The sequence below is a fragment of the Azoarcus sp. KH32C genome, assembly GCF_000349945.1.
In the GTDB taxonomy this organism is placed as follows: domain Bacteria; phylum Pseudomonadota; class Gammaproteobacteria; order Burkholderiales; family Rhodocyclaceae; genus Aromatoleum.
Genome location: NC_020516.1, coordinates 1,675,083 through 1,697,259 on the forward strand (window position 1 = coordinate 1,675,083; position 22,177 = coordinate 1,697,259).

17 protein-coding genes are annotated in these 22,177 nt (G+C 69.7%); 14 read left to right on the forward strand and 3 right to left on the reverse strand.

Annotated features, from left to right (window positions below):
- Positions 1-105 precede the first annotated feature (105 nt).
- The 8 genes from dnaK to AZKH_RS07430 are packed head-to-tail and all read left to right on the forward strand — an operon-like array spanning position 106 to position 9,749.
- Complete coding sequence (gene dnaK, locus AZKH_RS07395; RefSeq protein WP_015435129.1) at positions 106-1,980, forward strand: molecular chaperone DnaK; 1,875 nt, start codon at positions 106-108, stop codon at positions 1,978-1,980.
- Between the two features lie 37 nt (positions 1,981-2,017).
- On the forward strand, positions 2,018-3,139 hold the full coding sequence (locus tag AZKH_RS07400; protein ID WP_015435130.1) for a DnaJ C-terminal domain-containing protein: 1,122 nt from the start codon (positions 2,018-2,020) through the stop codon (positions 3,137-3,139).
- Positions 3,136-4,566 carry an RtcB family protein gene (locus AZKH_RS07405; protein ID WP_015435131.1) on the forward strand — a complete coding sequence of 477 codons (1,431 nt, stop codon included), beginning with the start codon at positions 3,136-3,138 and terminating at the stop codon, positions 4,564-4,566. Before AZKH_RS07400 ends, AZKH_RS07405 begins: the two co-directional genes overlap by 4 nt.
- Positions 4,567-4,596: 30 nt before the next feature.
- Positions 4,597-6,360, forward strand: coding sequence for an acetate--CoA ligase (gene acsA, locus AZKH_RS07410; protein ID WP_015435132.1), 1,764 nt, complete (start codon positions 4,597-4,599; stop codon positions 6,358-6,360).
- Positions 6,357-7,367, forward strand: coding sequence for a pyruvate dehydrogenase (acetyl-transferring) E1 component subunit alpha (gene pdhA / locus AZKH_RS07415; RefSeq protein WP_015435133.1), 1,011 nt, complete (start codon positions 6,357-6,359; stop codon positions 7,365-7,367). Before acsA ends, pdhA begins: the two co-directional genes overlap by 4 nt.
- Positions 7,364-8,347, forward strand: coding sequence for an alpha-ketoacid dehydrogenase subunit beta (locus AZKH_RS07420; protein WP_015435134.1), 984 nt, complete (start codon positions 7,364-7,366; stop codon positions 8,345-8,347). The genes pdhA and AZKH_RS07420 overlap by 4 nt, the downstream gene beginning before the upstream one ends.
- Positions 8,340-9,464 carry a dihydrolipoamide acetyltransferase family protein gene (locus tag AZKH_RS07425; RefSeq protein ID WP_015435135.1) on the forward strand — a complete coding sequence of 375 codons (1,125 nt, stop codon included), beginning with the start codon at positions 8,340-8,342 and terminating at the stop codon, positions 9,462-9,464. The genes AZKH_RS07420 and AZKH_RS07425 overlap by 8 nt, the downstream gene beginning before the upstream one ends.
- Positions 9,465-9,497: 33 nt before the next feature.
- Positions 9,498-9,749, forward strand: coding sequence for an acyl carrier protein (locus AZKH_RS07430; protein WP_041657063.1), 252 nt, complete (start codon positions 9,498-9,500; stop codon positions 9,747-9,749).
- On the opposite strand, the gene AZKH_RS07435 is transcribed toward AZKH_RS07430, so the two are convergent.
- Together AZKH_RS07435 and AZKH_RS07440 are read right to left on the reverse strand one after the other, a co-directional pair.
- A complete protein-coding gene (locus AZKH_RS07435; protein ID WP_015435137.1) occupies positions 9,746-10,405 on the reverse strand; it encodes a hypothetical protein in 660 nt (219 codons plus the stop codon). The two genes, AZKH_RS07430 and AZKH_RS07435, sit on opposite strands and share 4 nt — an antisense overlap.
- A gap of 146 nt (positions 10,406-10,551) precedes the next feature.
- Entirely contained in the window at positions 10,552-11,478 is a 927-nt protein-coding gene (locus AZKH_RS07440; RefSeq protein ID WP_015435138.1) for a LysR family transcriptional regulator, read from the reverse strand.
- Positions 11,479-11,581: 103 nt separating this feature from the next.
- Here AZKH_RS07440 and AZKH_RS07445 point away from each other — a divergent pair, with 103 nt between their 5' ends.
- From AZKH_RS07445 to AZKH_RS07465, 6 genes are all read left to right on the forward strand, one after another.
- Entirely contained in the window at positions 11,582-12,082 is a 501-nt protein-coding gene (locus tag AZKH_RS07445) for a MaoC family dehydratase (protein ID WP_015435139.1), read from the forward strand.
- Between the two features lie 22 nt (positions 12,083-12,104).
- A complete protein-coding gene (locus AZKH_RS07450) occupies positions 12,105-13,322 on the forward strand; it encodes an MFS transporter (protein ID WP_015435140.1) in 1,218 nt (405 codons plus the stop codon).
- Positions 13,323-13,434: 112 nt separating this feature from the next.
- Complete coding sequence (locus AZKH_RS27225; RefSeq protein ID WP_156822063.1) at positions 13,435-13,602, forward strand: hypothetical protein; 168 nt, start codon at positions 13,435-13,437, stop codon at positions 13,600-13,602.
- Between the two features lie 276 nt (positions 13,603-13,878).
- Positions 13,879-14,184: a hypothetical protein gene (locus AZKH_RS07455; RefSeq protein WP_015435141.1), complete on the forward strand. Its 306-nt coding sequence runs from the start codon at positions 13,879-13,881 to the stop codon at positions 14,182-14,184.
- Positions 14,185-14,356: 172 nt separating this feature from the next.
- Entirely contained in the window at positions 14,357-15,226 is an 870-nt protein-coding gene (locus AZKH_RS07460) for an HDOD domain-containing protein (RefSeq protein WP_041656006.1), read from the forward strand.
- Between the two features lie 17 nt (positions 15,227-15,243).
- Positions 15,244-16,395 (forward strand): S1C family serine protease, encoded by a 1,152-nt coding sequence (locus AZKH_RS07465; RefSeq protein WP_015435143.1) that lies wholly within the window; start codon positions 15,244-15,246, stop codon positions 16,393-16,395.
- 17 nt (positions 16,396-16,412) lie between these two features.
- On the opposite strand, the gene AZKH_RS07470 is transcribed toward AZKH_RS07465, so the two are convergent.
- A complete protein-coding gene (locus AZKH_RS07470; protein WP_015435144.1) occupies positions 16,413-22,172 on the reverse strand; it encodes a CHAT domain-containing protein in 5,760 nt (1,919 codons plus the stop codon).
- Positions 22,173-22,177: the final 5 nt, after the last annotated feature.

The following is a 22,177-nucleotide window of genomic DNA, read 5'->3' on the forward strand; positions in this document are numbered from 1 at the left end:
TTGCCGGGTATTGGCTATGCTGAAAGCAGCGGGCGTGCGCGGCATGGCGTCGCGGCGGCCGGGCTTGCGCCATCCTGGGGCGTGGACATTCGGGGAGGTAGCGCGATGGCAATCATCGGCATTGATTTGGGTACGTCCAACTCGGCCGCGGCGGTCTTGCGTGGCGGGCGGCCGGTGCTCATTCCCAGCGCCGAGGGCGTGAGCCTCGGCGGCAAGGCCTTCCCGAGCTACGTCGCGCTGACGGCCGACGGCCAGATGCTGATCGGCGAGCCCGCGCGGCGGCAGGCGGCCGCGAATCCCGAAGGCACGACGACGGCGTTCAAGCGCCGCATGGGCATGCGCGACCGCGTCCGTCTGCGCGACCGCGAGTTCTCGCCCGAGCAGCTCTCGGCCTTTCTGCTGCAGAAGATCAAGCGCGACGCGGAAGCCTTCCTCGGCGAGCCGGTCGCGAAGGCGGTCGTGACGGTGCCGGCCTATTTCGACGACAACCAGCGCAGCGCGACGAAGGACGCGGCGGGCATCGCGGGGCTGGAGGTCGTGCGCCTCGTGAACGAGCCGACCGCGGCCTCGCTCGCGTATGGGCTCGACCGCGTCGGGCAGGAGCTGCGCATCGCGGTGATCGACCTGGGCGGCGGCACGCTCGATGTGACGATCATGGAGTTCGGCAAGGGCGTGTTCGAGGTGCGCTCGACCAGCGGCGACACGCGCCTCGGCGGCACCGACATGAACCAGGCGATCTTCGACGCGCTCGCGCAGCGTTTCTTGGAGCAGAGCGGCATCGATTGCCGGCGCGACCCGAAGGCTGCGGCGCGGCTCCTCGAAGCGGCCGAGATCGCGAAGATCGAGCTGTCGAACAGCATCACGGCGCACCTGTCGCTGCCCTACATCGGCGTTTCCGGCAGCGAGCCGAAGCACCTCGAGATGGACCTCGGGCGCGCGGACCTCGAACGCCTCGTGCGGCCGACGATCGAGCGCTGCCGGGGGCCGGTCGAGCAGGCGTTGCGCGACGCCGGGATCTCGGCGCAGCAGGTCGATCGCATCGTCTTCGTCGGCGGGCCGACGCGCATGCCGGCGGTGCGCGCGTTCTTCGAGGAGATGTTCGGACGCAAGGCCGAGATGGGCGTCGATCCGATGGAATGCGTCGCGAGCGGCGCGGCGATCCAGGCAGGCGTGCTGACCGGCGAAGTGCAGGACATCGTGCTCGTCGACGTGACGCCGCTGACGCTGGGTGTGGAGACGCTCGGCGGAGTCGCGACGGCGCTGATCAGCCGCAACACGCCGGTGCCGGTGAAGAAGACCGAAACCTTCACGACCGCTGCCGACTTGCAGACCTCGGTGACCGTGCATGTGTTCCAGGGCGAGCGCGCGATGGCGGCCGACAACGTGAGCCTCGGTGAATTCAACCTCGACGGCATTCCGCCGGCGCCGCGCGGCGTGCCGAAGATCGAGGTCACCTTCGACATCGACGCGAGCGGCATCCTCAATGTGTCCGCTAAGGATCTGGCGACCGGGCGGAGCCAGTCGGTGCGCATTAGCGGCTCGACGCGGCTCGCGGGCGACGTCAAGGAGAGGATGGTGCACGAGGCCGAGCAGTATGCCGACGCCGACAAGAAGCGTCGCGAGGAAGCGGAGGCGCTCAACGAGGCCGACGGCCTGTGCTACCAGACCGAGAAGATGATGGCCGATTTTCCCGACAAGTTGACGCAGGAGGTCAAGGAGCGTCTCGAGAAGGCGCGGCGCGAGACCAAGGACGCGCTCGCGAAGCGCGACGTGACGCTGGTGAAGGAGAAGGCCGAGGCCTTGCGCAAGGCGCTGAAGGAGGCGGGCACGATGCTCTACGTGCAGACGCAGCCGCCGGGCAGTGGTCCGTACCAGGAGACGCGCTACCCGCCGGGCGGCGTGACCGGTCCGTCGGCGGGAGAGCCGGGCCCGGGGACGGCCGGCCCGGGCGGACGGGTCGTCGATGCGGACTACCGCTAGCGCAGCGCGGTGATCAGGACAGGCGGCGGAGCCGATCATGGCCGACGCGAAACGCGACTACTATGAAGTGCTCGGCGTGCCGCGCGAGGCAGATGCGAAGGCGATCAAGGACGCGTTCCGCCAGCTAGCGCTGAAGTTCCACCCGGACCGCAACAAGGAGCCGGGGGCCGAGGAGCGCTTCAAGGAGATCGCCGAGGCCTACGCGGTGCTCTCCGACCCGAAGAAGCGCGCCGACTACGATGCGGGCGGCTTCGAGGGGCTGAAGGGCATGCGGCCGGAGGACCTGTTCGGCGGGATCGACTTCGAGAACCTGTTCGGCGGCCTCGGCTTCGATTTCGGCGGGAGCATCTTCGACCGCTTCTTCGGCGGTCGCGGCCCGGGCCGGCGCGGACCGCGCGGGGTCGTGCGGGGCGACAACATGGAGCTGCTGTTGCGCGTGCCGCTCGAACGGGTGCTCTCCGGCGGCGAGGAGGTCGTCAGCGTCGATCATCCGGTGCAGTGCCCCGTCTGCAAGGGCGCGCGCACGAAGCCGGGTACGTCGCCGCGCGTGTGCGCGAGCTGTCACGGCAGCGGCCGGCAGATTAGGAAGAGTCACGAGGGCGGCGTGATGCTCGAGCAGATCACCCTCTGCCCGGACTGCGGCGGGGCCGGTTCCTTCATCGACCAGCCCTGCGAGGAATGCCACGGGCGCGGGCTGGTGGCGCATTCCGAATCGCTGACGGTCAAGGTTCCGGTCGGCGTCGAGGAGGGCATGGCGCTGCGCATTCCCGGTCACGGCTATCCGTCGCCCGAGGCCGGGGGGGCGCCGGGCGACCTCTTCGTGATCGTCCGTACGCTCCCCGACGCCCGTTTCGAACGCGATGGCGCGGACCTGTGGCGCGTGCAGGATCTTGCCGTCGCCGACGCGGCGCTCGGCACCGAACTGGAGGTGCCGACGCTCGACGGCATGGCGAACGTGACGGTGCCGCCGGGGACCCAGCCCGACATGGTGCTGCGCCTGCGCCACAAGGGCCTGCCGAATTTCGGCAACCGCGGGCGCGGCGATTTGATGCTGCGGATGCGTGTGCTCGTGCCCGAGCGCTTGTCGGCGGCCGAGCGCAAGCTCTACGAGCAGCTGCGCGAACTCGGGCGCGGGCGCAATGCGGGAGGTGGGCGATGAATCTGGCGAAATTCCGGCAGCGCGGCACTTTCGAATGGGTGATGGCCCCGAGCGGGCGCATGCGCGTGCCCGGCGTGATCTTCGCGTCGCGCGAACTCATCGAGGCGATGGATGAAAAGGTCGCGGAACAGGTCGCGAACGTCGCGAGCCTGCCCGGCATCGTGACCGCATCGTATGCGATGCCCGACGCACACTGGGGCTACGGTTTCCCGATCGGCGGGGTTGCGGCCTTCGACGCCGACGAGGGCGGCGTGGTGTCGGCCGGCGGCGTCGGCTTCGACATCTCCTGCGGCGTGCGGACGCTGCGCACCGGGCTCAAGCTCGCCGATGTCGAGGCGCACAAGAAGCGGCTCGCCGACCTGCTGTACGCGCGCATTCCGGCCGGCGTCGGTAGCACCGGTGTCGTGCATCTGTCGGGCGCGGGGATGGACGCGATGCTGAAGGGCGGCGCGCGCTGGGCGGTGAAGGAAGGCTGGGGCAGCGAGGCGGATCTCGCGCACATCGAGGAGTCGGGCTGCGCCGCGGGGGCCGATCCGGCGGCGGTGTCCGACATGGCGAAGAAGCGCCAGCGCGACGAGATGGGCACGCTCGGTTCGGGCAACCATTACCTCGAGGTGCAGGTCGTCGATGCGGTGTTCGACGGGGAGGCCGCGCAGGCCTACGGGCTCGAAGTCGGCGACGTGGTCGTGACCATCCACTGCGGCTCGCGCGGGCTCGGCCATCAGATCGGCACCGACTACCTGCGCGAGATGGCGATCGCGGCGCCGGCGGCGGGCATCGCGCTGCCCGACCGCGAACTGGCGTGCGCACCGCTGAAGTCGGACCTCGGTCAGCGCTACCTGGGGGCCATGCGCGCGGGGATCAATTGCGCGCTCGCGAACCGGCAGATCCTCACGCATCTCGCGCGCGGGGCCTTCGCCGAGGTGTTTCCGGGCGTGCATCTGCCGGTGCTCTACGACGTGTCGCACAACACCTGCAAGGAGGAGTCCCACCGCGTGGGGGACACCCGGCGGCGCCTCTTCGTGCATCGCAAGGGCGCAACGCGCGCCTTCGGACCCGGGCACGTTGAGCTGCCGCGCGAATACCGCGAGGTCGGCCAGCCGGTGCTGATCGGCGGCAGCATGGGCACGGCGTCATGGATCCTGGCCGGTGCGGCCGGCACCGAGGAACGGGCCTTCGGGTCGGCTTGCCATGGAGCGGGGCGTGCGATGAGCCGCCACGAGGCGCTGCGACGCTGGCAGGGGCGCAACATCGTCGACGAGCTTGCGGCGCGCGGCATCCTGATCCGCAGCCCGAGCTTGCGCGGGGTCGCCGAGGAGGCGCCGCTCGCCTACAAGGACGTCGGCGCGGTGGTCGATGCGGCCGATCGCGCGGGGCTCGCGCTGAAGGTCGCGCGGCTCGTGCCGCTGGTGTGCGTGAAGGGCTAGCGCGAAGCCGCAGCGATTCGAGGAGGAGACATGGATCGTCCTTCGATCATCCGCAAGGCTGCAACGGACCTGCGCGTCGCACCGAATCTCGCCGACTACGCGGCGACTTGCCGCGACTTCACGTGGGACGCGGCGCGGGCTGCGCTCGCAGGCTTGCCGGGCGGTGCGCTCAACATCGCCTACGAGGCGGTCGTGCGCCAGGCCGGCGGGCCGCTGTGTGATCACCTCGCGTTCCGCTTCCTCGGCCACGATCGCGTGCGCGACGTGAGCTACGGCGAGCTCGCGGCGCTCACCGCGCGCTTCGCGAACGGGCTGCGTACGCTCGGCGTCGCGCGCGGCGAGCGGGTCTTCGTGCTGACCGGGCGCATCCCGGAACTCTACGCCGCGGTGCTCGGCAGCCTGCGCGCCGGCTGCGCGGTGTCGCCGCTGTTTTCGGCTTTCGGTCCGGAACCGATCGCGACGCGGCTCAAGCTCGGCCAGGGGGCGGTGCTGGTGACGACCGAGTCGCTGTACGAGCGCAAGATCGCGAAGATCCGCGGCGAGCTGACGACGCTGCGCCACGTGCTGCTGGTCGGCGAGGGCGGTGAGACGACGGACATCCCCGGCACGACTGACCTCGGCCGGCTGATGGCGTCCGCCGACGAGGACTTCGGCACTGTCCCGACGCGGCCCGACGAGCTCGCGCTGCTGCATTTCACGAGCGGTACGACCGGCTCGCCTAAGGGCGCGATGCACGTGCATGGCGCGGTCGTGACGCACTGGGCGACGGGACGCTACGCCCTTGATCTCCATCCGAACGACGTCTTCTGGTGCACTGCCGACCCGGGCTGGGTCACGGGCACCTCCTACGGCATCATCGCGCCGCTGCTGCACGGCGTGAGCTCGATCGTCGACGAGGCGGACTTCGATGCCGAGCGCTGGTACCGCATCCTCGAGGAGCAGAAGGTCACCGTGTGGTACACCGCGCCGACCGCGATCCGCATGCTGATGAAGGCGGGACCGGAGTTGGCGCGCCGCTTCAGCTTCCCGCAGCTGCGCTTCGTCGCGAGCGTCGGCGAGCCGCTGAACCCCGAGGCGGTGTGGTGGGGCAAGGAGGTGCTGGGCCTGCCGATCCACGACAACTGGTGGCAGACCGAGACCGGCGGCATCATGATCGCGAACGTGCCGGCGCTCGACATCAAGCCGGGCTCGATGGGCAAGCCGCTGCCCGGCGTCGAGGCGGCGATCGTGCGCCAGCGGCCGGACGGCACGGTCGAGGTGGTCGACAAGCCCGACGTCGAGGGCGAGCTCGCGCTGATGCGCGGCTGGCCGTCGATGCTGCGCGGCTACCTCAACAACGAGGAGCGCTACCGCAAGTGCTTCGCCGGCGTGTGGTACCTGACGGGCGACCTCGCGCGGCGCGACGCTGACGGCTACTACTGGTTCGTCGGCCGCAGCGACGACGTGATCAAGTCGGCCGGCCACCTGATCGGGCCGTTCGAGGTCGAGAGCGCGCTGATGGAGCACCCGGCGGTCGCCGAGGCCGGCGTCATCGGCAAGCCGGACGAGATCGTCGGCGAGGTCGTGAAGGCCTTCGTGTCGCTGAAGAAGGGCTTCGAGCCGAGCGAGGCGCTGCGCATGGAGCTGCTCGGCCATGCGCGCAAGAAACTCGGCGCGGCGGTCGCGCCGAAGGAGATCGATTTCGTCACGACGCTGCCCCGCACGCGCAGCGGCAAGATCATGCGGCGGCTCCTGAAGGCGCGCGAGCTGGGACTGCCCGAAGGCGACACCTCGACGCTGGAGGCCGGGGGATGAACGCGACGAAACGCAAGGCCAGGGCGGCCGCGCCGGAGCTGCAGCCACCCTTCGCGTTGCGGCTGCTTGCCGACATGCTGCGCATCCGCCGCATGGAGGAGAAGTGCGCCGAGCTCTATGGCGCGGGCAAGATCCGCGGCTTCCTGCACCTCTACATCGGCGAGGAGGCCTGCGCGACCGGCGCGATGCACGCGCTGGAGGCGGACGACAACGTCGTCGCGACCTACCGCGAGCACGGCCACGCGCTGCTGCGCGGCGTGCCGATGGACGCGATCATGGCCGAGATGTTCGGCAAGGCCGCGGGCTGCTCGCATGGGCGCGGCGGCTCGATGCATCTGTTCGACGCGGCGCGGCGATTCTACGGCGGCAATGCCATCGTCGGCGGCGGGCTGCCGCTCGCGGTCGGACTCGCGCTCGCGGACAAGATGCAGGGGGTGCGCCGCGTGTCGGCGTGCGTTTTCGGCGAGGGGGCGATGGCGGAGGGCGTCTTCCATGAAGGCATGAACCTCGCCGCGCTGTGGCAGTTGCCGGTGCTCTTCCTGTGCGAGAACAACCTCTACGCGATGGGCACCGCGCTCGCGCGCTCGGAGTCGCAGACCGACCTGTGCGTGAAGGCCGCAAGCTACAAGGTGCCGACGCTGAAGGTCGACGGCATGGACGTGCTCGCGGTGTTCGAGGCGACGCGCCGCGCGGCGGCGCAGGTGCGCGAAGGCGGCGGCCCCTGCTTCGTAGAGTTCCAGACCTACCGCTTCCGCGCCCACTCGATGTTCGACCCCGAACTGTATCGCGACAAGGCCGAGGTCGAGGAATGGAAGAAGCGCGGGCCGATCCACAATTTTTCGGCGCAGCTCAAGGCCGCCGGGGAGCTCACCGAGGAGGGCTTTCTCGCGCTCGACGCTGCGGCCGGGAAGGAGGTCGCCGCCGCCGTCGCGTATGCCGAGGCCGCGCCGTGGGAGCCCGCCGAGGATCTGCTCAAGGACGTGACGACGCCGGGAGGCGCAGCATGAAGATGAGCTATCGCGAGGCGATGCGGGAGGCGCTGCGCGAGGCGCTAAGGTCCGACCCGCGCGTGTTCCTGATGGGCGAGGATGTCGGCCGCTATGGCGGCACCTACGCGGTGTCCAAGGGCTTCTACGACGAGTTCGGGCCCGAGCGCATCCGCGATACGCCGCTCTCCGAGCTGTGCTTCGTCGGCGCGGGGATAGGCGCCGCACTCGGCGGCCTGCGGCCGATCGTCGAGATCATGACGGTGAACTTCAGCCTGCTCGCGCTCGACCAGATCGTGAACAGCGCCGCACTGCTGCGCCATATGTCCGGCGGGCAGTTCTCGGTGCCGCTGGTGATCCGCATGGCGACCGGCGCGGGACGCCAGCTCGGGGCGCAGCATTCGCACAGCCTGGAGAACTGGTTCGCGCACATCCCCGGCATCCGCGTGCTCGCGCCCGCGACCATCGCCGACGCGCGCGGCATGCTCGCCCCGGCGCTCGCGGACCCCGACCCGGTCGTGATCTTCGAGCATGCGCAGCTCTACAACTTCGAGGACGAACTGCGAGATGAGCCCAATGAGGACTGGCACTGCGACATCGAGCACGCCGCGGTTCGCCGCCCGGGCAGCCAGCTGAGCCTCTTTGCCTACGGCGGCAGCCTGCCGAAGGCGCTGGAGGCCGCCGAGTCGCTCGCGCGCGAGGAGATCGACGTGGAGGTCGTCGACCTGCGCGTGCTGCGTCCGCTCGATACCGAGGCGATCGCCGAGTCCGTGCGCCGCACGCACCGCGCGGTGATCGTCGACGAGGGCTGGCGCAGCGGCAGCCTCGCGGCGGAAGTGATGGCGCGCATCGTCGAGCAGTGCTTCTACGACCTCGACGCGCCCCCGGTCCGGGTGTGCAGCGAGGAGGTCCCCATCCCCTACGCGAAGCACATGGAAGACGCCGCGCTGCCGCAGCCGGCGAAGATCGTCGCGGCGGTCAGGGAGCTGCTGAATGTTTGACTTCACGCTGCCTTCGCTCGGCGCCGACATGGACGAGGGCACGCTCCTCGAGTGGAAGGTCAAGCCCGGCGACGTGGTGCACAAGGGGCAGGTCGTCGCGATCGTCGATACCTCGAAGGCCGCCGTCGACGTCGAAATCTGGCAGGACGGCACGGTGTTCGAACTGCTGATCGCACCGGGCGAGAAGATCCCGGTCGGCACCGTGCTCGCGACGCTGCTCGAGCCCGGCGAGAAAGCGGAGGCGGCGCGGGCACGCAAGGCGCGCGCCGCGCCCGCGCCCAAGGCGTCCGAGGCGGGGCGGCTGCGCATCTCGCCGGCCGCGCGCAAGCGTGCCGAGGCGCTCGGTGTCGATGTCGCGCGCCTCGCGGGCAGCGGCCCGGGCGGGGCGGTGACGCTCGCCGACGTGGAGGCCGCGGCGGCCGCCACGCCAGCGACTACGGCGCCGGCCGACCGGAACGTGGAGATGCGCCGCGCGATCGCCGCGGCGATGAGCCGCTCGAAACGCGAGATCCCGCACTACTACCTGCTCGAGACGATCCCGATGGCGCGTGCACAGCAGTGGCTCGCGCAGGCCAACGAGGGGCGGCCGATCACCGGGCGGCTGCTGATGGCGGTGCTGCAGCTGAAGGCGGTCGCGGCTGCGCTGACGAACTACCCCGAGATGAACGGCTTCTTCCGCGACGGTCGCTTCGAGCCGGTCGCCGCCGCGCACATCGGCATCGCGATCTCGCTGCGCCAGGGCGGGCTGATCGCGCCGGCACTGCACGACGTGGGCAAGAAGCCGCTCGACCAGCTGATGCGGGAGCTCACGGATCTCGTGAAGCGCACGCGCGCCGGGTCGCTGCGCAGCTCGGAGATGGCGGACCCGACGATCACCGTGACGAATCTGGGCGACCAGGGCGTCGAATCGGTAATGGGGGTGATCTACCCGCCGCAGGTCGCGCTCGTCGGCTTCGGCCGCATCGTGCCGCGGCCCTGGGTCGAGAACGATGGGATCGCGGTGATGCCGACCGTCGTCGCGAGCCTCGCGGCGGACCACCGCGTCTCCGACGGGCATCGGGGCGGCTTGTTCCTCGCCGAGCTGCGCGAACGGCTGCAGCGGCCGCAGGAACTTTGAGTGAAGGCGGAATAGGACGGGAGGGGGATGACGATGGCGGACAAGCACCCCGAGCTGCGCGCGAACGTGATCGCGATCTTGCGGACGATCGCGCCCGAGGTCGAGGCGGACGAACTGCGCGACGACCGGCCATTGCGCCAGCAGGTCGACCTCGACTCGATGGACTGGCTCAACTTCCTGATCGGTATCAGCGAGCGCCTCGGGGTGAGCATCCCCGAGGCGGACTACGGCCGTCTCGCGACGCTGGCCGACCTGCTCGCCTACCTGCGCGCGAAGCTCGGTTAGTTTCGCGTCACCAGTCCGGCCGCCATCGCGTCGGTCGTCGGCAGCGGGCGCACGCCGCGGCAGTCGGTCGCGCGCAGCTCGCGCATCACCAGGTCCCCGGCCGAATCCGGCAGCATCGCGCGGAGATAGCGCGACAGGCTGATCAGTTGGCGGTTGTCGAGCGCGGTTTCGCAGCGGCCGCGGGCGTAGTCCTCGTCCGGCGGGAGCTGCGAGAAGCCAACGCGCGCCGCGTTGGGGCCGGGCGGAATGTGCCGTTCGGTGCCGGCGGCGAAGGCGATCAGGCAGGGCGTGAGGCAGGTGCTGCCGGGCGCGACGCGCGTGTTGAAGCCGCGGTTCCTGAGCATCGAGCCGATCGTGATCGCGGGGCCGACCTGGCCATCGACGTTGTCGAGCACGAGCCACTTGGCCCCGCAGTTGCGCTTGGCCATGTCGGCCGTGACGAGCGACAGCGCGGAGACCGCCGCCGGGGTGATCTCGCCCGACAGCGTGACCTCGCATTCGGCGCCGCGCTGGCGCAGCGACATCGTGCCGTCCCTGTAGGGGAAGCTCTCCGAGTCGCGGGGCGCGGCGTGCTGGGAGGAGGGCGTCGCGCAGGCGGCAACGAGCAGGCAGCTGCCTGCGAAGGCGAGAAGGCGGCGGGGAAGGCCTGGAAGCATTCGGGAAATCCTCGGTCGTCAGGGATGCCGTCCGCAGCGCACAGGGCGCCCGACGCAAAGCGGCGCCCACCATAGCACGGCTTCTCCCGCGCGCGCCGCGCGGGCCGGCGCCCTGTGTGACGCTTTGAACGATTACCGTCCGGAGTTCAGCCGGACGCGCTGCGTTCCCACGGCGGCACAGGGCTGAAGTGGTCCTCCAGCATCTGCAGGAAGACGCGCACCTTCGGCAGGCGCACCCGGCTGGCCGGATAGCAGGCGTAGAGATGCTGGCCGTAAGTCGTGATCGGCAGGTATTCCTTGAGCACCTCGACGAGCGTGCCGCGGGCGACGTCGGGGCCGCACAGGTAGGTGGGCAGGATCGCGAGACCGTGGCCTTGCAGCACGGCCGCGTTGATGCTGTCGAGGTTGTTGACCTGGAACTTGGCGCGGATAGGGACGGTGACGAGGGAGCCGCCGGGTGTCGCGAGCGTCCAGTCGGAGGGGCCGCGCATGCGCGTGAAGGCGAAGCACTCGTGGTGGGCGAGATCCTGCGGGACCTGCGGCACGCCGTGGCGGGCGAGGTAGTCCGGGCTGGCGCAGATCACGCGGCGGACCAGCGTGAGCTTGCGCGCGACGACATTCTCGGGCGGCGCGTCGGTGAGGCGCAGCGCGATATCGACGTTCTCTTCGATGAGATCGACGCGCCGGTCTTCGAGGTCGAGCTCGCACTGCACCAGCGGATGCTCGGCGGCGAACTGCGGCAGCAGCGGGGCGATCTGTAGGCGGCCGAAGGACACGGGGGCGGCGATGCGCAGGATGCCGCGCGGGATCTCGACGAGGTTCTGCACCGCGAGCTCGGCGTCGCGCAGTTCTTCGAGCACCCGCAGCGCGTGCTCGTAGAAGACTTCGCCGGCGGGGGTGAGGTTCTGGCGGCGCGTCGTGCGTTCGATCAGGCGTGCGCCGAAGCTCTGTTCGAGTTCGGCGAGCTGCTTGCTGACCTGTGCGCGCGAGCAGTCGAGCCGTCGCGCCGCGGCGGCCATGCTGCCGAGGTCGACGGTCTTCACGAAGGCTTCCCAAGCGCCCAGCCAGCTCATTTGTCAATGATTCGTTGACGGTATCGCGACAGGATACTGCTATTTTGTTTCCCGTCGGGAAACTAAAGTAGCACTCGGTACGACCCCGATATTGGAGCCCATGATGGAAGCCTCGATCCAGCGTAAACATTTCCTCGACGATCTGCAGGTCGGCCAGCGTTTCACGAGCGGCACGCACCGCATGGACGAGGCGCAGATCCTGGCTTTCGCCGGTGAATTCGATCCGCAGGGCTTTCACTTGGACCACGAGGCCGCGGCGGCGAGCCTCTTCGGCGGGCTGGCGGCAAGCGGTTGGCATACGGCGGCGATTACGATGAAATTGCTGGTCGGCGGCGGGCTGCCGCTTGCCGGCGGGATCATCGGCGCGGGGGGCGAAATCAGCTGGCCGGGTCCGACGCGGCCGGACGACGTGCTGCGGGTCGTCGGCGAAGTCGTCGAGATCGCGCCGTCGCGTTCGAAACCGGACCGCGGCATCGTCACGATGCGCTGCGAGACGCGCAACCAGCACGACGAAGTCCGGCAGGTGCTCGTCGCCAAGCTCGTCGTACCGCGCCGGCCCGCGCAGCAAGAGGCGGCCGCTTCCGACGTCCTCGAATCCGTCTGAACCCAATATAACGAGAACAATAATGCTACGTTCCCTCAACTCTCCCGGCGCGCTGATCACGACGCTCGCGGCCGCCGGCATCCTGATGGTGACGATGGGCGCCCGGCAGTCGATCGGGCTTTTCGTGTCGCCGCTCAACACCTCGACCGGGCTCGGCATCGCGAGCATCAGCTTCGCGCTGGCGGTGGGGCAGTTCATGTGGGGTGCGATCCAGCCGGTCGCCGGTGCGGTGGCGGACAAATACGGTCCGGGCAAGGTGCTGGTCGCGGGTCTCTTGGTGCTCGCATTCGGCAGTGCGCTGACGCCGTGGATGGACTCCAGTTTCGGTCTCGTGCTGACGCTCGGCCTGCTGTCGGCGGCCGGTTCCGGAGCAGGCAGTTTCTCGGTGCTGATCGGCGCCGCGGCGCAGCGCCTGCCGCTTGCCGCGCGCGGCACGGCATCGGGCGTGATCAACGCGGGTGGTTCCTTCGGGCAATTCGTCTTCGCGCCGGTGCTGCAGAAGCTGATCCAGGCGCTGGGCTGGATGGGCGCGATGTGGTCGATGGCGGTGATGGTGCTTGCGGCGCTGCCGCTGATCCGCGTGCTGGTCAAGCCGGGCGCCGAAGCGCCCAGGCACGCCGCCGCAGACGGCAAGGGGCTCGGCCATGCGGTGCGCGAGGCGCTCGGCGACCGCAGCTACCTGCTGCTGCATGCGGGCTTCTTCACTTGCGGCTTCCATATCGCCTTCCTCGTGACGCACCTGCCGGGCGAAGTCGCGCTGTGCGGCTTGCCGCCGGGCGTCGCGAGCTGGTCGCTGGCGATCATCGGTCTGGCGAACATTGCAGGCAGCCTCTACGCGGGGTCCTGCATCGCGCGCTACCAGAGCAAGTACGTGTTGGCGGTGATGTATGCGTCGCGCGCGCTCTTGGTCGCCGTGTATCTGATGGCGCCGAAGACCGCGATGACCTTTTACGTCTTCGCGGCAGGCCTGGGCTTCACGTGGCTCGCGACGGTGCCGCCGACCGCGGCGATCGTCGGCAAGCTCTTCGGCGTGCGCTACCTCGGCACGCTGTTCGGGCTGACGCTGCTGTCGCATCAGATCGGCGGCTTCCTCGGCGCCTATCTCGGCGGGCTGGCGATCGTGCGCTTCGGCGATTTCAGCTGGATGTGGTACGCGGACATGGCGCTGGCGGTGATGGCGGCGCTGGTGAATCTGCCGATCCGCGAGGCGTCGCCGCGCCAGGCGCTGGCGCCGGCCTGAATCCGGAATTGGAGGATGTTTTCCCGCCTGTTCGGCAAAGTGAGCGGGCGGGGCCGGGCGTAATCTGGCGTCGTGGGGCAGGAAGATGCCCCGGTCGCCGGAGGGCACGAAAATGGACATCCAATATCTGGAATGCGACTTCGAGGTCATCGACCTCGACGAGCAATCGGAACCCGATTGCGACGCGGCCGACGAAGCCGCCGCACGGGCGGAGGCCACGTTCATGGCCTGGTTCACGGACTTGAACGGGTGCTGCCGCGTGTCGGCTTCGACGAACTGAGCGTCGGCTACGGCGCCGTCCCCCATCGGCTGGGGCTTATGCCCAAGTGGGTGGGCGAGATGGCGCATCGCGCGCCTCGCCGCCGTCGGCCACCCGCGCGGCAACTTCTTCTAAATTCATCTTTCTCGAATAAATACAACCGCTTGTCGAAGCGATCCGGATTCCGTGTGCACGTGGTACGGCGGATGCATAGTGAAGGACAGGGCATGCAAGATGCCTTGAGCGGCGAGCGTGACACCGCGCTCGCAGTTGATCCGACACCCGCAGGAGAGAGAGATGAACACCACAGCGCAAAACCTGGCCGTACTGGCCGCCATGCTCGGACTGTGCGTTTCGAGCGCCTATGCTGCAAGCGCTCCCGATCAGGGAGGCAGCGCCCGGATTTCCGGCGTCACCGTGGAAAGCCCGCTGGCCCGCAAAGGGGCCGACGATCCGCCTCCCGCGCCGGGATGCGACGATCACGGCACCGACCTGTGCCAGAGCGAGCTCGCGAAGAACGGCGCGGACGATCCGATGCCGCAGCCCGGCTGCGACGATCATGGCACGGACCTCTGCCTGACGCCGACTGCGATCGAAACCTGAGACAAGCCCTTCCGGCCGGCCTCGCAGCTGCGAAAGGCCGGCTTTCTTCCTCCATTCCGCCTCCTCCTGCGGCCGATCCGCGGGGGAGGCTACGTTTGCTTGCCAGCGGCATTTGACCGACGGCGTGCTGCTCGGCGACACTCCTCGGCAGTCGTTCCCGAGGGGTGCGGAGATGAGTGACGGCGATGGTGTGAAGCTTCCCGGCGTCGATGCGGCGCTCGCGGAATCGCTGGCGAAGATCGAGATCCCGCCGCGTCCGGCGATCCTGGACCACGTGATGGCGGAGATGCAGGCCGACGAGCCGGACTACCGCCGCCTGTCGAGCCTGATCACGTCCGACGTCGGCCTCGCGGCGTGGCTCGTGAAGACCGCGAACGCGCCGATCTTCGGCTTCCGCGTGAAGGCGCAGACGGTGCGCGATGCGCTGATGCGGCTCGGCCTGCTGATGGTGCTGCGCACGGTTGCCGCCTATGGCGTGCGTCAGGCCTTGCCCGAGAACCCGGCGCTGGCGGGATTCTGGGACACCTCGGCGCGCGTCGCGCACCTGTGCGCATGGCTTGCCCGGGAGCTCGGGGTCAAGGAGGGCGTGCGCGCCGAGGACGCCTACACCTACGGGTTGTTCCGCGACTGCGGAATCGCCGTGCTGATGCGCGTGAATCCGAACTATGCCGCGACGCTCGCTGCGGCGACGGCCGAGCCGGTCAAGGCCTTTACCGAAGTCGAGTCGGAGCGCCTGGGCCTCAATCATGCGATGGTGGGCAGCATCATGGCGCGCAGCTGGTATCTGCCCGAGCCGATGTGCGAGGCGATCCTGTTCCACCACGAGATCGCCGCATCGACGCTCGTCGGTCTGTCGCGCGCAGGCTACCGGCTTGCGGCGCTGGCGCAGTTGGCGGAGTGGCTGCAAGGCAGACACTCGCTTGCGGTCGACCGCGAGTGGAAGAAGCAGGGCGGCGCGGTGCTCAGCCGGCTGGAACTGACGCCGCAGCGCGTCGAGGAGCTGCAGTCGGGCGCGGCGGACGTGCTCGCGCAGGTGGAGTGAATTGAAAGAGGCAAGACATGAATCATGAGCCCCGCCGGCGCGGGCGGACCGGGGGCGCCGCGTCGACGCGCTTCCTGTGGATCGCACTGGCGATCGCCCTGCTGGTGATCTTCTGGCAGGAGCTGCCCTTTGTCGGCAGCCTATTTTCATCGACGAAGAGCGAACCGCGACTCGTGACCGCGCGCGGCGATCTCGCGGCAGACGAACGCAGCACGATCGAGCTGTTCGAGAATTCGCGCGGCTCAGTCGTGTACATCACGACCTCCTCCCAGGTGCGCGACTTCTGGACACGCAACGTCTTCACCGTGCCGCGCGGCACCGGCTCGGGCTTCATCTGGGACGAGGCCGGCCACGTCGTGACCAACTTCCATGTGATCCGGGAGGCGAACGAGGCGACGGTGAAGCTCGCCGACGGTCGCGAGTTCCGCGCCGCACTGGTCGGCGTATCGCCCGCGCACGACATCGCGGTGCTGCGTATCGGCGTCGGCTTCAAGGGGCCGCTGCCGGTGCCGATCGGCAGCAGCCACGACCTGAAGGTGGGGCAGAAGGTGTTCGCGATCGGCAACCCCTTCGGCCTGGACTGGACGCTGACGACCGGCATCATCTCGGCGCTCGACCGTTCGCTGCCGGCGGAAGACGGTCCGTCGATCGAACACCTGATCCAGACCGACGCGGCGATCAACCCGGGCAACTCGGGCGGGCCGCTGCTCGATTCGGCCGGACGCCTGATCGGGATCAACACGGCGATCTACAGCCCGAGCGGGGCGAGCGTCGGGATCGGTTTCGCGGTGCCGGTCGATACCGTGAATCGCGTCGTGCCCGAGCTGATCAGCAAGGGCAAGTACATCCGTCCGGTGCTCGGCGTCGCGATCGACGAGGGGATCAACGAGCAGCTGACCAAGGCGCTGGGCGTCAAGGGCGTCGTGCTGCTGCGGGTCGGGCCGGGCACGGCTGCCGCTGAGGCGGGGCTGCGCGGGGCGACGGTGACGCGCGACGGCGGGGTGATTCCCGGCGATATCATCGTCGAGCTCGAGGGCAAGCCGGTCGAGTCGGTCGGCAAGCTGCTCGCGCTGATCGACGACTACAAGATCGGCGACACGGTCAAGCTCACGGTGCTGCGCGACCAGGCGCGGCGCGAGGTGAACGTGACGCTGCAGCCGGGCACCTGATCCGGGGGCAATTCCAATCACGCGTCCGCGAGCGCGCCGGCCAGGTCGTCGAGGATCTCCGCACGGTGCGCATCGCCCGCTTGCGCGCGCAGCCGCGTGAAGCGTGCGAGCAGCACGATCTGGCGGACCACGGAATCGAACTTCCGCCGGCTGCGCGGGATCTGCGCGATCGCGTCGTCGTACAGGCTGGCGAGGTGCTGGCCGTCTTCGCTGTCCAGACCGTCGAAGAGGCGGGCGGTGAGTTCGGCGTCGGCCGGCTTCACGGCGTTGAAGAAATCCCCGCTTTGCGCGAAGAGCCGGCGCGCGACCTGGGCACAGGCGGCCGCCTGGCGCGCGACCTGGTCGTGGCGGGCGGGGTCGTCGGCTTCGAGCAGCAGCCAGTCGAGCTGCAGGCGGTTGATCGTCGGGTAGGGATCGAAACCCGGCTGGTCCGGCGGGCATTCGGCGCTGGCGTAGGCGTTGCGGGCTTCTTCGAGGATGGGGTGGACCTCCGCCCAGCTGCCCGTGAGGGCGACGACGGCGGCCTTGCGCTTGAGTGCGCTGCCGAGTACGGCGTAGCGATCCATGTTGCGGACCGGGGCGGTTTCTTCCGCGCCGGCGTGCGTCGCAGCCAAGGCGATGAGGCCGCGCAGGCGGCGGATTGCGGCCTCGATGAGCTTGATGTCGCCGATCGCTTCGCCGCGGCGCGCTTCGAGGTTGGCGAGCTGTTCGACGATGCGCACCGGAACCCGGCCGGAGAGGTCCTGCGCTGCGAGCGCGTGAGCGTAGGCCGTGCAGGCGTGTTCGAAGCCTTCGCTGCCGAGTTCCGCATAGATCGCGCCGACTGCGGCCTGGACTTCCGGCAGATCCCTCCATGCCGGCGGGACGTGGCCGAAGATGGCGGCGAGCTGGAGATCGACGGTCGCGACGCTGCGGCGGTCGTAGCCGAGGTCGGTACGCATGCCGTTGAGGAAATCGACGAGCTCGATTGGCGAGACGAGTCCGGTCGGCGCCTCGCTGGGCTTGGCGTCGGTGGGCGGATCGAGCATGTATTGCGGGTCGCCGTAGGCCTGGTAGGCACCCCAGGTGTTGTTCTGCGAATACTGTTCCCAGGTCGCGAGGCGAGCGGTGAAGACAGCCTTGCCGAAGGGCTGGCTCTGGCGCACGAAGGCTTCGAAGAAGCGGGTCGCAAAGAGCGTCGCGGCGGCGTCGTTGACCTGCCAGCCGGCCGCGACGACGCAGCGCACGCCGATCTCGATGAGCTCGCGCGCGAGGCTGTAGGCAAGGCGGTTCGCCGTTTCGGGGGAAACGCTCATCGCGCCGAGGTGACAGCAGTTGAGGAACACGAGTTCGGGCACGATTTCCATCTGGCTCACTTCGGCGGCGGTGAGCAGCATGCCGCCGGAGAGCACGACCCCAGTGCGGGCCTTGCCGTCGCGGGCCTCGGCCTGAAAGACGCCGTGCGCGGCGATCACGAGGACCTTGCAGGGCTGGCGGAAGAGCCGCGCGAAGATGTCGAGCGCTTCGAGCCCTTCGCCGTAATTGACGTCGTAGCCGCATTCGCCGAGGAGGTCGCGTACCGCGGCCCCTTCGGCCGCAGCGCCGGGGAGGTCGGGCAGGCGGTTGTCCGCCTCGGGCGGGATGGGCTGGGACGCCTTGCCGAACTTCGTGAAGTAGCCCCGGGTCGAGGGGTTGGCGATCACGCACGCGACCTTGCGCGTGACGCTCAGCGGATTGCGGCGATAGCGTGTGGTGGCGAACTGGCGGACCATCGCGGTGCGCACCGCCATCGGCAGATCGTCGGCCTGCAGCATTTCCCACGGCAGGTTCGCCGTATAGCCGTCGACGACGAGCACGAGCTGGTCCGCTTCGCGCGCGCTCGCCTTGAAGTCGAGCGGCACCATCAGCTGGAACAGCGTGCGTGAGAGATCCGCGTCGTACTGGTCGTGCGTGATCGCGTTGCCGACCAGCGCCTCGATGAGACCGGGCTGGCGTTGCTGGACGACGCTCTCGGCGCGGGCGCGTTCCGACAGGAAGACGTACTTCAGGAACTCGGCGACGGGCTCGCCCTTCGTGGTTTCCTTCAGCGGCGCCGGCGGGAGCGTGGCTTCCCCGGAGGGAAGACTCTCGGGCTGATCGGCGGCGGTCACCAGCAGGCGTGGCCAATAGTCGGAGCGCGCCGACGCTGCCAGGCGCGGCCGCGCGCCTTCGCCTTCGTACAGCACGTCGGCTGCCTGGATGCGCGCTTCGAGGCGGCGCAGCTCGCTCGCCATGCGCTGCGGCAGCGCAGTGACCGCGCGGGCCGCAGTGAGCGCGGTGTCGAGGTAGAGTTCGATGAATTCGAGGCGCGCGACGCGCAGGTGCGTGAGCGGCATCGCTTCGGCGAACTGGCGGTTCGCCGCGAGCACGCCGCGCACGATCATCTCGATCGAGTCGTCGACGCTGATGTGGGTCGTCGAGTTGAAGCCGATCAGCAGGCTTGCGAGCGTCAGTTCGCTGTCGGCGGGGGCGACGTCGGTCGGTTCGTCGCGTCTTGCGCCCTGGCGGTCGTGCGCCAGCAGCAGGAAGCGCAGAACGCCGGCGCGCACGGTTTCGGCAATGTCCGCCGCGGAGAGCGCGCCGAAGCGTCCGAGCCCGACGATCACGGCGCCCCGGCCGGTGCCGCGCAGGCGGTCTTCGTTGCCGCGCGCCTGCAGCACGAAGGCGCTGGAGCCGATCTCGCCGGCGTACACGCCGAGCCGTTCGCGCTGGCGCAGCGCGCCGCCGACGAGGTAGCGGTCGATCGTGCCCTCGGCGCCGGAGATCGCATCGCCGAGGTAGTGGCCGCAGAGCAGGGGTTGGCGGGCGAAGCGCAGGTCCATCGCGGTGACGCAGACCTGCAGCGGGCGGACCGCGGTGACGGGCTTGCGCCGCCGCGGGCGCGATCCGACGACGCTGCGCGCGAGCTCCTCCTCGGTCGGCAGCACCGGCGGTGGGGCGTCGTAGGGGAGCGGGGCGGCCGCGGCGCCGCGGCTCGCCGGCAGGCGGCCGAGGCGCGTGGTGGTGCCGGTCTGCAGCAGGTCGAGGATCGCCGGGAAGTAGTCGTCGGTGTCGGCGAGGGCGCCGTGGTCGACGGGCATGTACCAGCTCTGCTCGGGCGGCAGGTTCGCGAGGCGGCCCGAGGCCCAGCTCACCGAGCCGTCGCCTTCAGGCGTGCCGAGCATCTTCAGTTGGCCGCCTTCCTCGACGAGACCGCAGGGTGTCTTCTCGGCCTGGCCGAAGACGTAATGCACGCGTTCGACCGGATTCGGCGCGTCGTTCGAGGACAGCGCTCCGTCCCACAGTTCGCGGGCGAGCGCGAGGCCGTCGGCCGACGCCTGTCCGGCGATGCCGTCGCCGAACCAGCGGTCGCGGTTCTGCGCGGCGAGCTGGGGCCACAGGTCGGCGACGAGGTAGTCGTCGTGCAGGCTTGGGGTGCCGTCGACGAATTTCGGTCGCGGCAGGAGCTGCAGCGCGCCGGGGAAGCCGGCGACGACGTCGAGCACGGCCTGCATCCCGTGCGCGAGATCGAGGCGGGCAAGCTGGCGCATGGTGTCCGACTTGCCGAGCAGCGCTTCGACCATCAGGTAGGAGCCGTTGTTGGGGGTGCCGAGCATGACGAAGCGGCCGCCCGCGCGCTTGACGAGGGCCTCCCACAAATCCGGGCGGCGCGCGATCATCGTGCGGCAGACGAGCCCGCCCATGCTGTGGGCGAGCAAGCGCACCGGCTGGTTGGGGTTGTCGGCGAGCGCCTTTTCCAGCATCGCGGCGAGGCGATCGGCCGTGCCGCCCTTGGTGTGCACGGGCAGGCGCCAGTCGTAGGGGAAGCGGATCACGCGGTGCGTCGCTTCGAGGAAGACTGTGAGGTCGCCGTAGAACATGTCGAACAGCGACTCCTCGTGCACGTCGGGCTTGTCGATACGGATCTCCGGCAGTCCGCCGCTCGCGAGATCGAGGAAGTCGAACCACACGCGGTCGCCGTCGCCGGGCTTGTCGGAGTTCTTTCTCAGTTCGAGGTGCGACCCCATGATGCCGGGCAGGAAGATCACCACCGGGCGCGTATCCGGCGCCGGCACGCCACGGCTCGCGGCCTCGCGGCGCGCGGCCGCGGCGGCCGGTTCGTGGAGCCGGATGATCGGCGCAAACGTTGGCACCGTCGCGGGATCGTCGACGGTGAGCCAGTCGCGCAGCGCAGCGCGCGTGTGGCGGTTGGTGAAGTAGCTGAAGTGGTTGACCGAGGCGTCCTGGTCGAACACGTAGCGCGTGTCGTTGCGGGTGGCGAGGCCGGCGTACATCGAATCGGTATCGACGACGAGGTCGTTGTCGAAATGGTCGAACAGCATCCAGTCGGTGAACATCACGCCGAGACGCTTGAGGACGTTGCCGCCCTCGATGTCGCCGCTGATCACGCCCATCGCGATGCCTTGCTTGCGCTGGGCACCCGCGAGCAGGGTGCTCATCGGCCCGTCGGTGAGCATCGCCTCGATGCCGGGGACGATGCGGGCGTCGATGCGCTTGTCGGCGATCTCCAACACGATGCGCTTGAAGGCCGACAGCACGGCGCCGCCCGCGGGGCCGGTGACGGCGCCGACGAGCTTGCCCATCAGGCTCAGCAGGCCGGACAGGAACACATCGAGGTTGTCCGAGAGCAGCCGCGTGCCGCGCGCGGGGCATGCGACGCGGACGTAGCGCTCGATCTGGAAATTCTTGGTGGCGAGTTCGTCGCGCAGCGCCTTGAGCGACTCCTGGTCGTGCGCGCTGACGAGATCGCGCAGGCGTTTCTCGCGCGCGCTTTCCTTCTCGTTGGGCGGCGCCTGGTGGCGGTAGGCGGCGATCGCGTCGTCGGCGAGGCCGGCGAGGCAGAGCAGGTCGCCGACGAGCCCGCCGCGCGAGTGCGTGACGACCGACAGCCGCGCGCCGGCCGGCAGCGTGCGGGCGAGCTGGAGCGCGTTCTCGATCGGGCTCTCCGAGAAGGTGCGGTGCTCGAAGCCGAACACCCGGTCGCCGAAGCGGCGCGCGAGCGGCTCCCAGTCGCTGCTCGCGCTGGGGGCGCGCAGCTCCTTGAAGCTGCCGAGGGTGTGCGAGCCGGTGCCGTGGATGAAGAGCAGCATCGGGCCGTCGGCTGCCGTCGCGAGGCGAGCATCGTCCGCGGCGCAGCGGTCGCCGGCGGTGAGGGCGCCGCCGTCGCGCCAGTGGTAGACGCCCGGTTCGCCCGCAAGCTGGTTCTCGATCGCCCACATCAGCGCCTTCGCGCCGAGCCAGGACGCGCCCGCGTCGGCGAGCTCGTCGGCCGGTTCGCCGAGCCATTCCTGCAGCCATTCGAGCGCCTTCTCGCGCGCGGCCTCGGTGATCGCGTCCGGGGTGAGCGAGAGCACCGACAGCCCGGACCACAGCCAGTCGCTGACGCCGCGCGCCGCCGCGCCGGGGTCGCGCAGCGCGGCGAGGTCGATCGAGCCGTCGTCGCGGATGGCCTCCGGGCGAACGCGGGCGAGGTCCTCGCGCAGCTTGTCGGCGCGCATGAAGACGGTGCTGCCGTCGGCGGTTTCGAGCGCGACGAGATTGCCGCGCGCGACGCGGGGCGAGGCGGTCGGGCCGGCATCGCGGCCGGGGGCCGACAGCGTGTAGGCGGCCTCGACGCGGACGACGCCATCGAGGAAGGGATCGGCGAGGGGCGCGGCGCCGCGGCTGCCGGCTTTCAGCGCCGGGGGCAGCGCGGGCGCTTCGCGCGCGGCGCCCGGCAGGTGGAACTGGATGTTGTTCGACTTCCGGCTGGCGGGCATCGGCG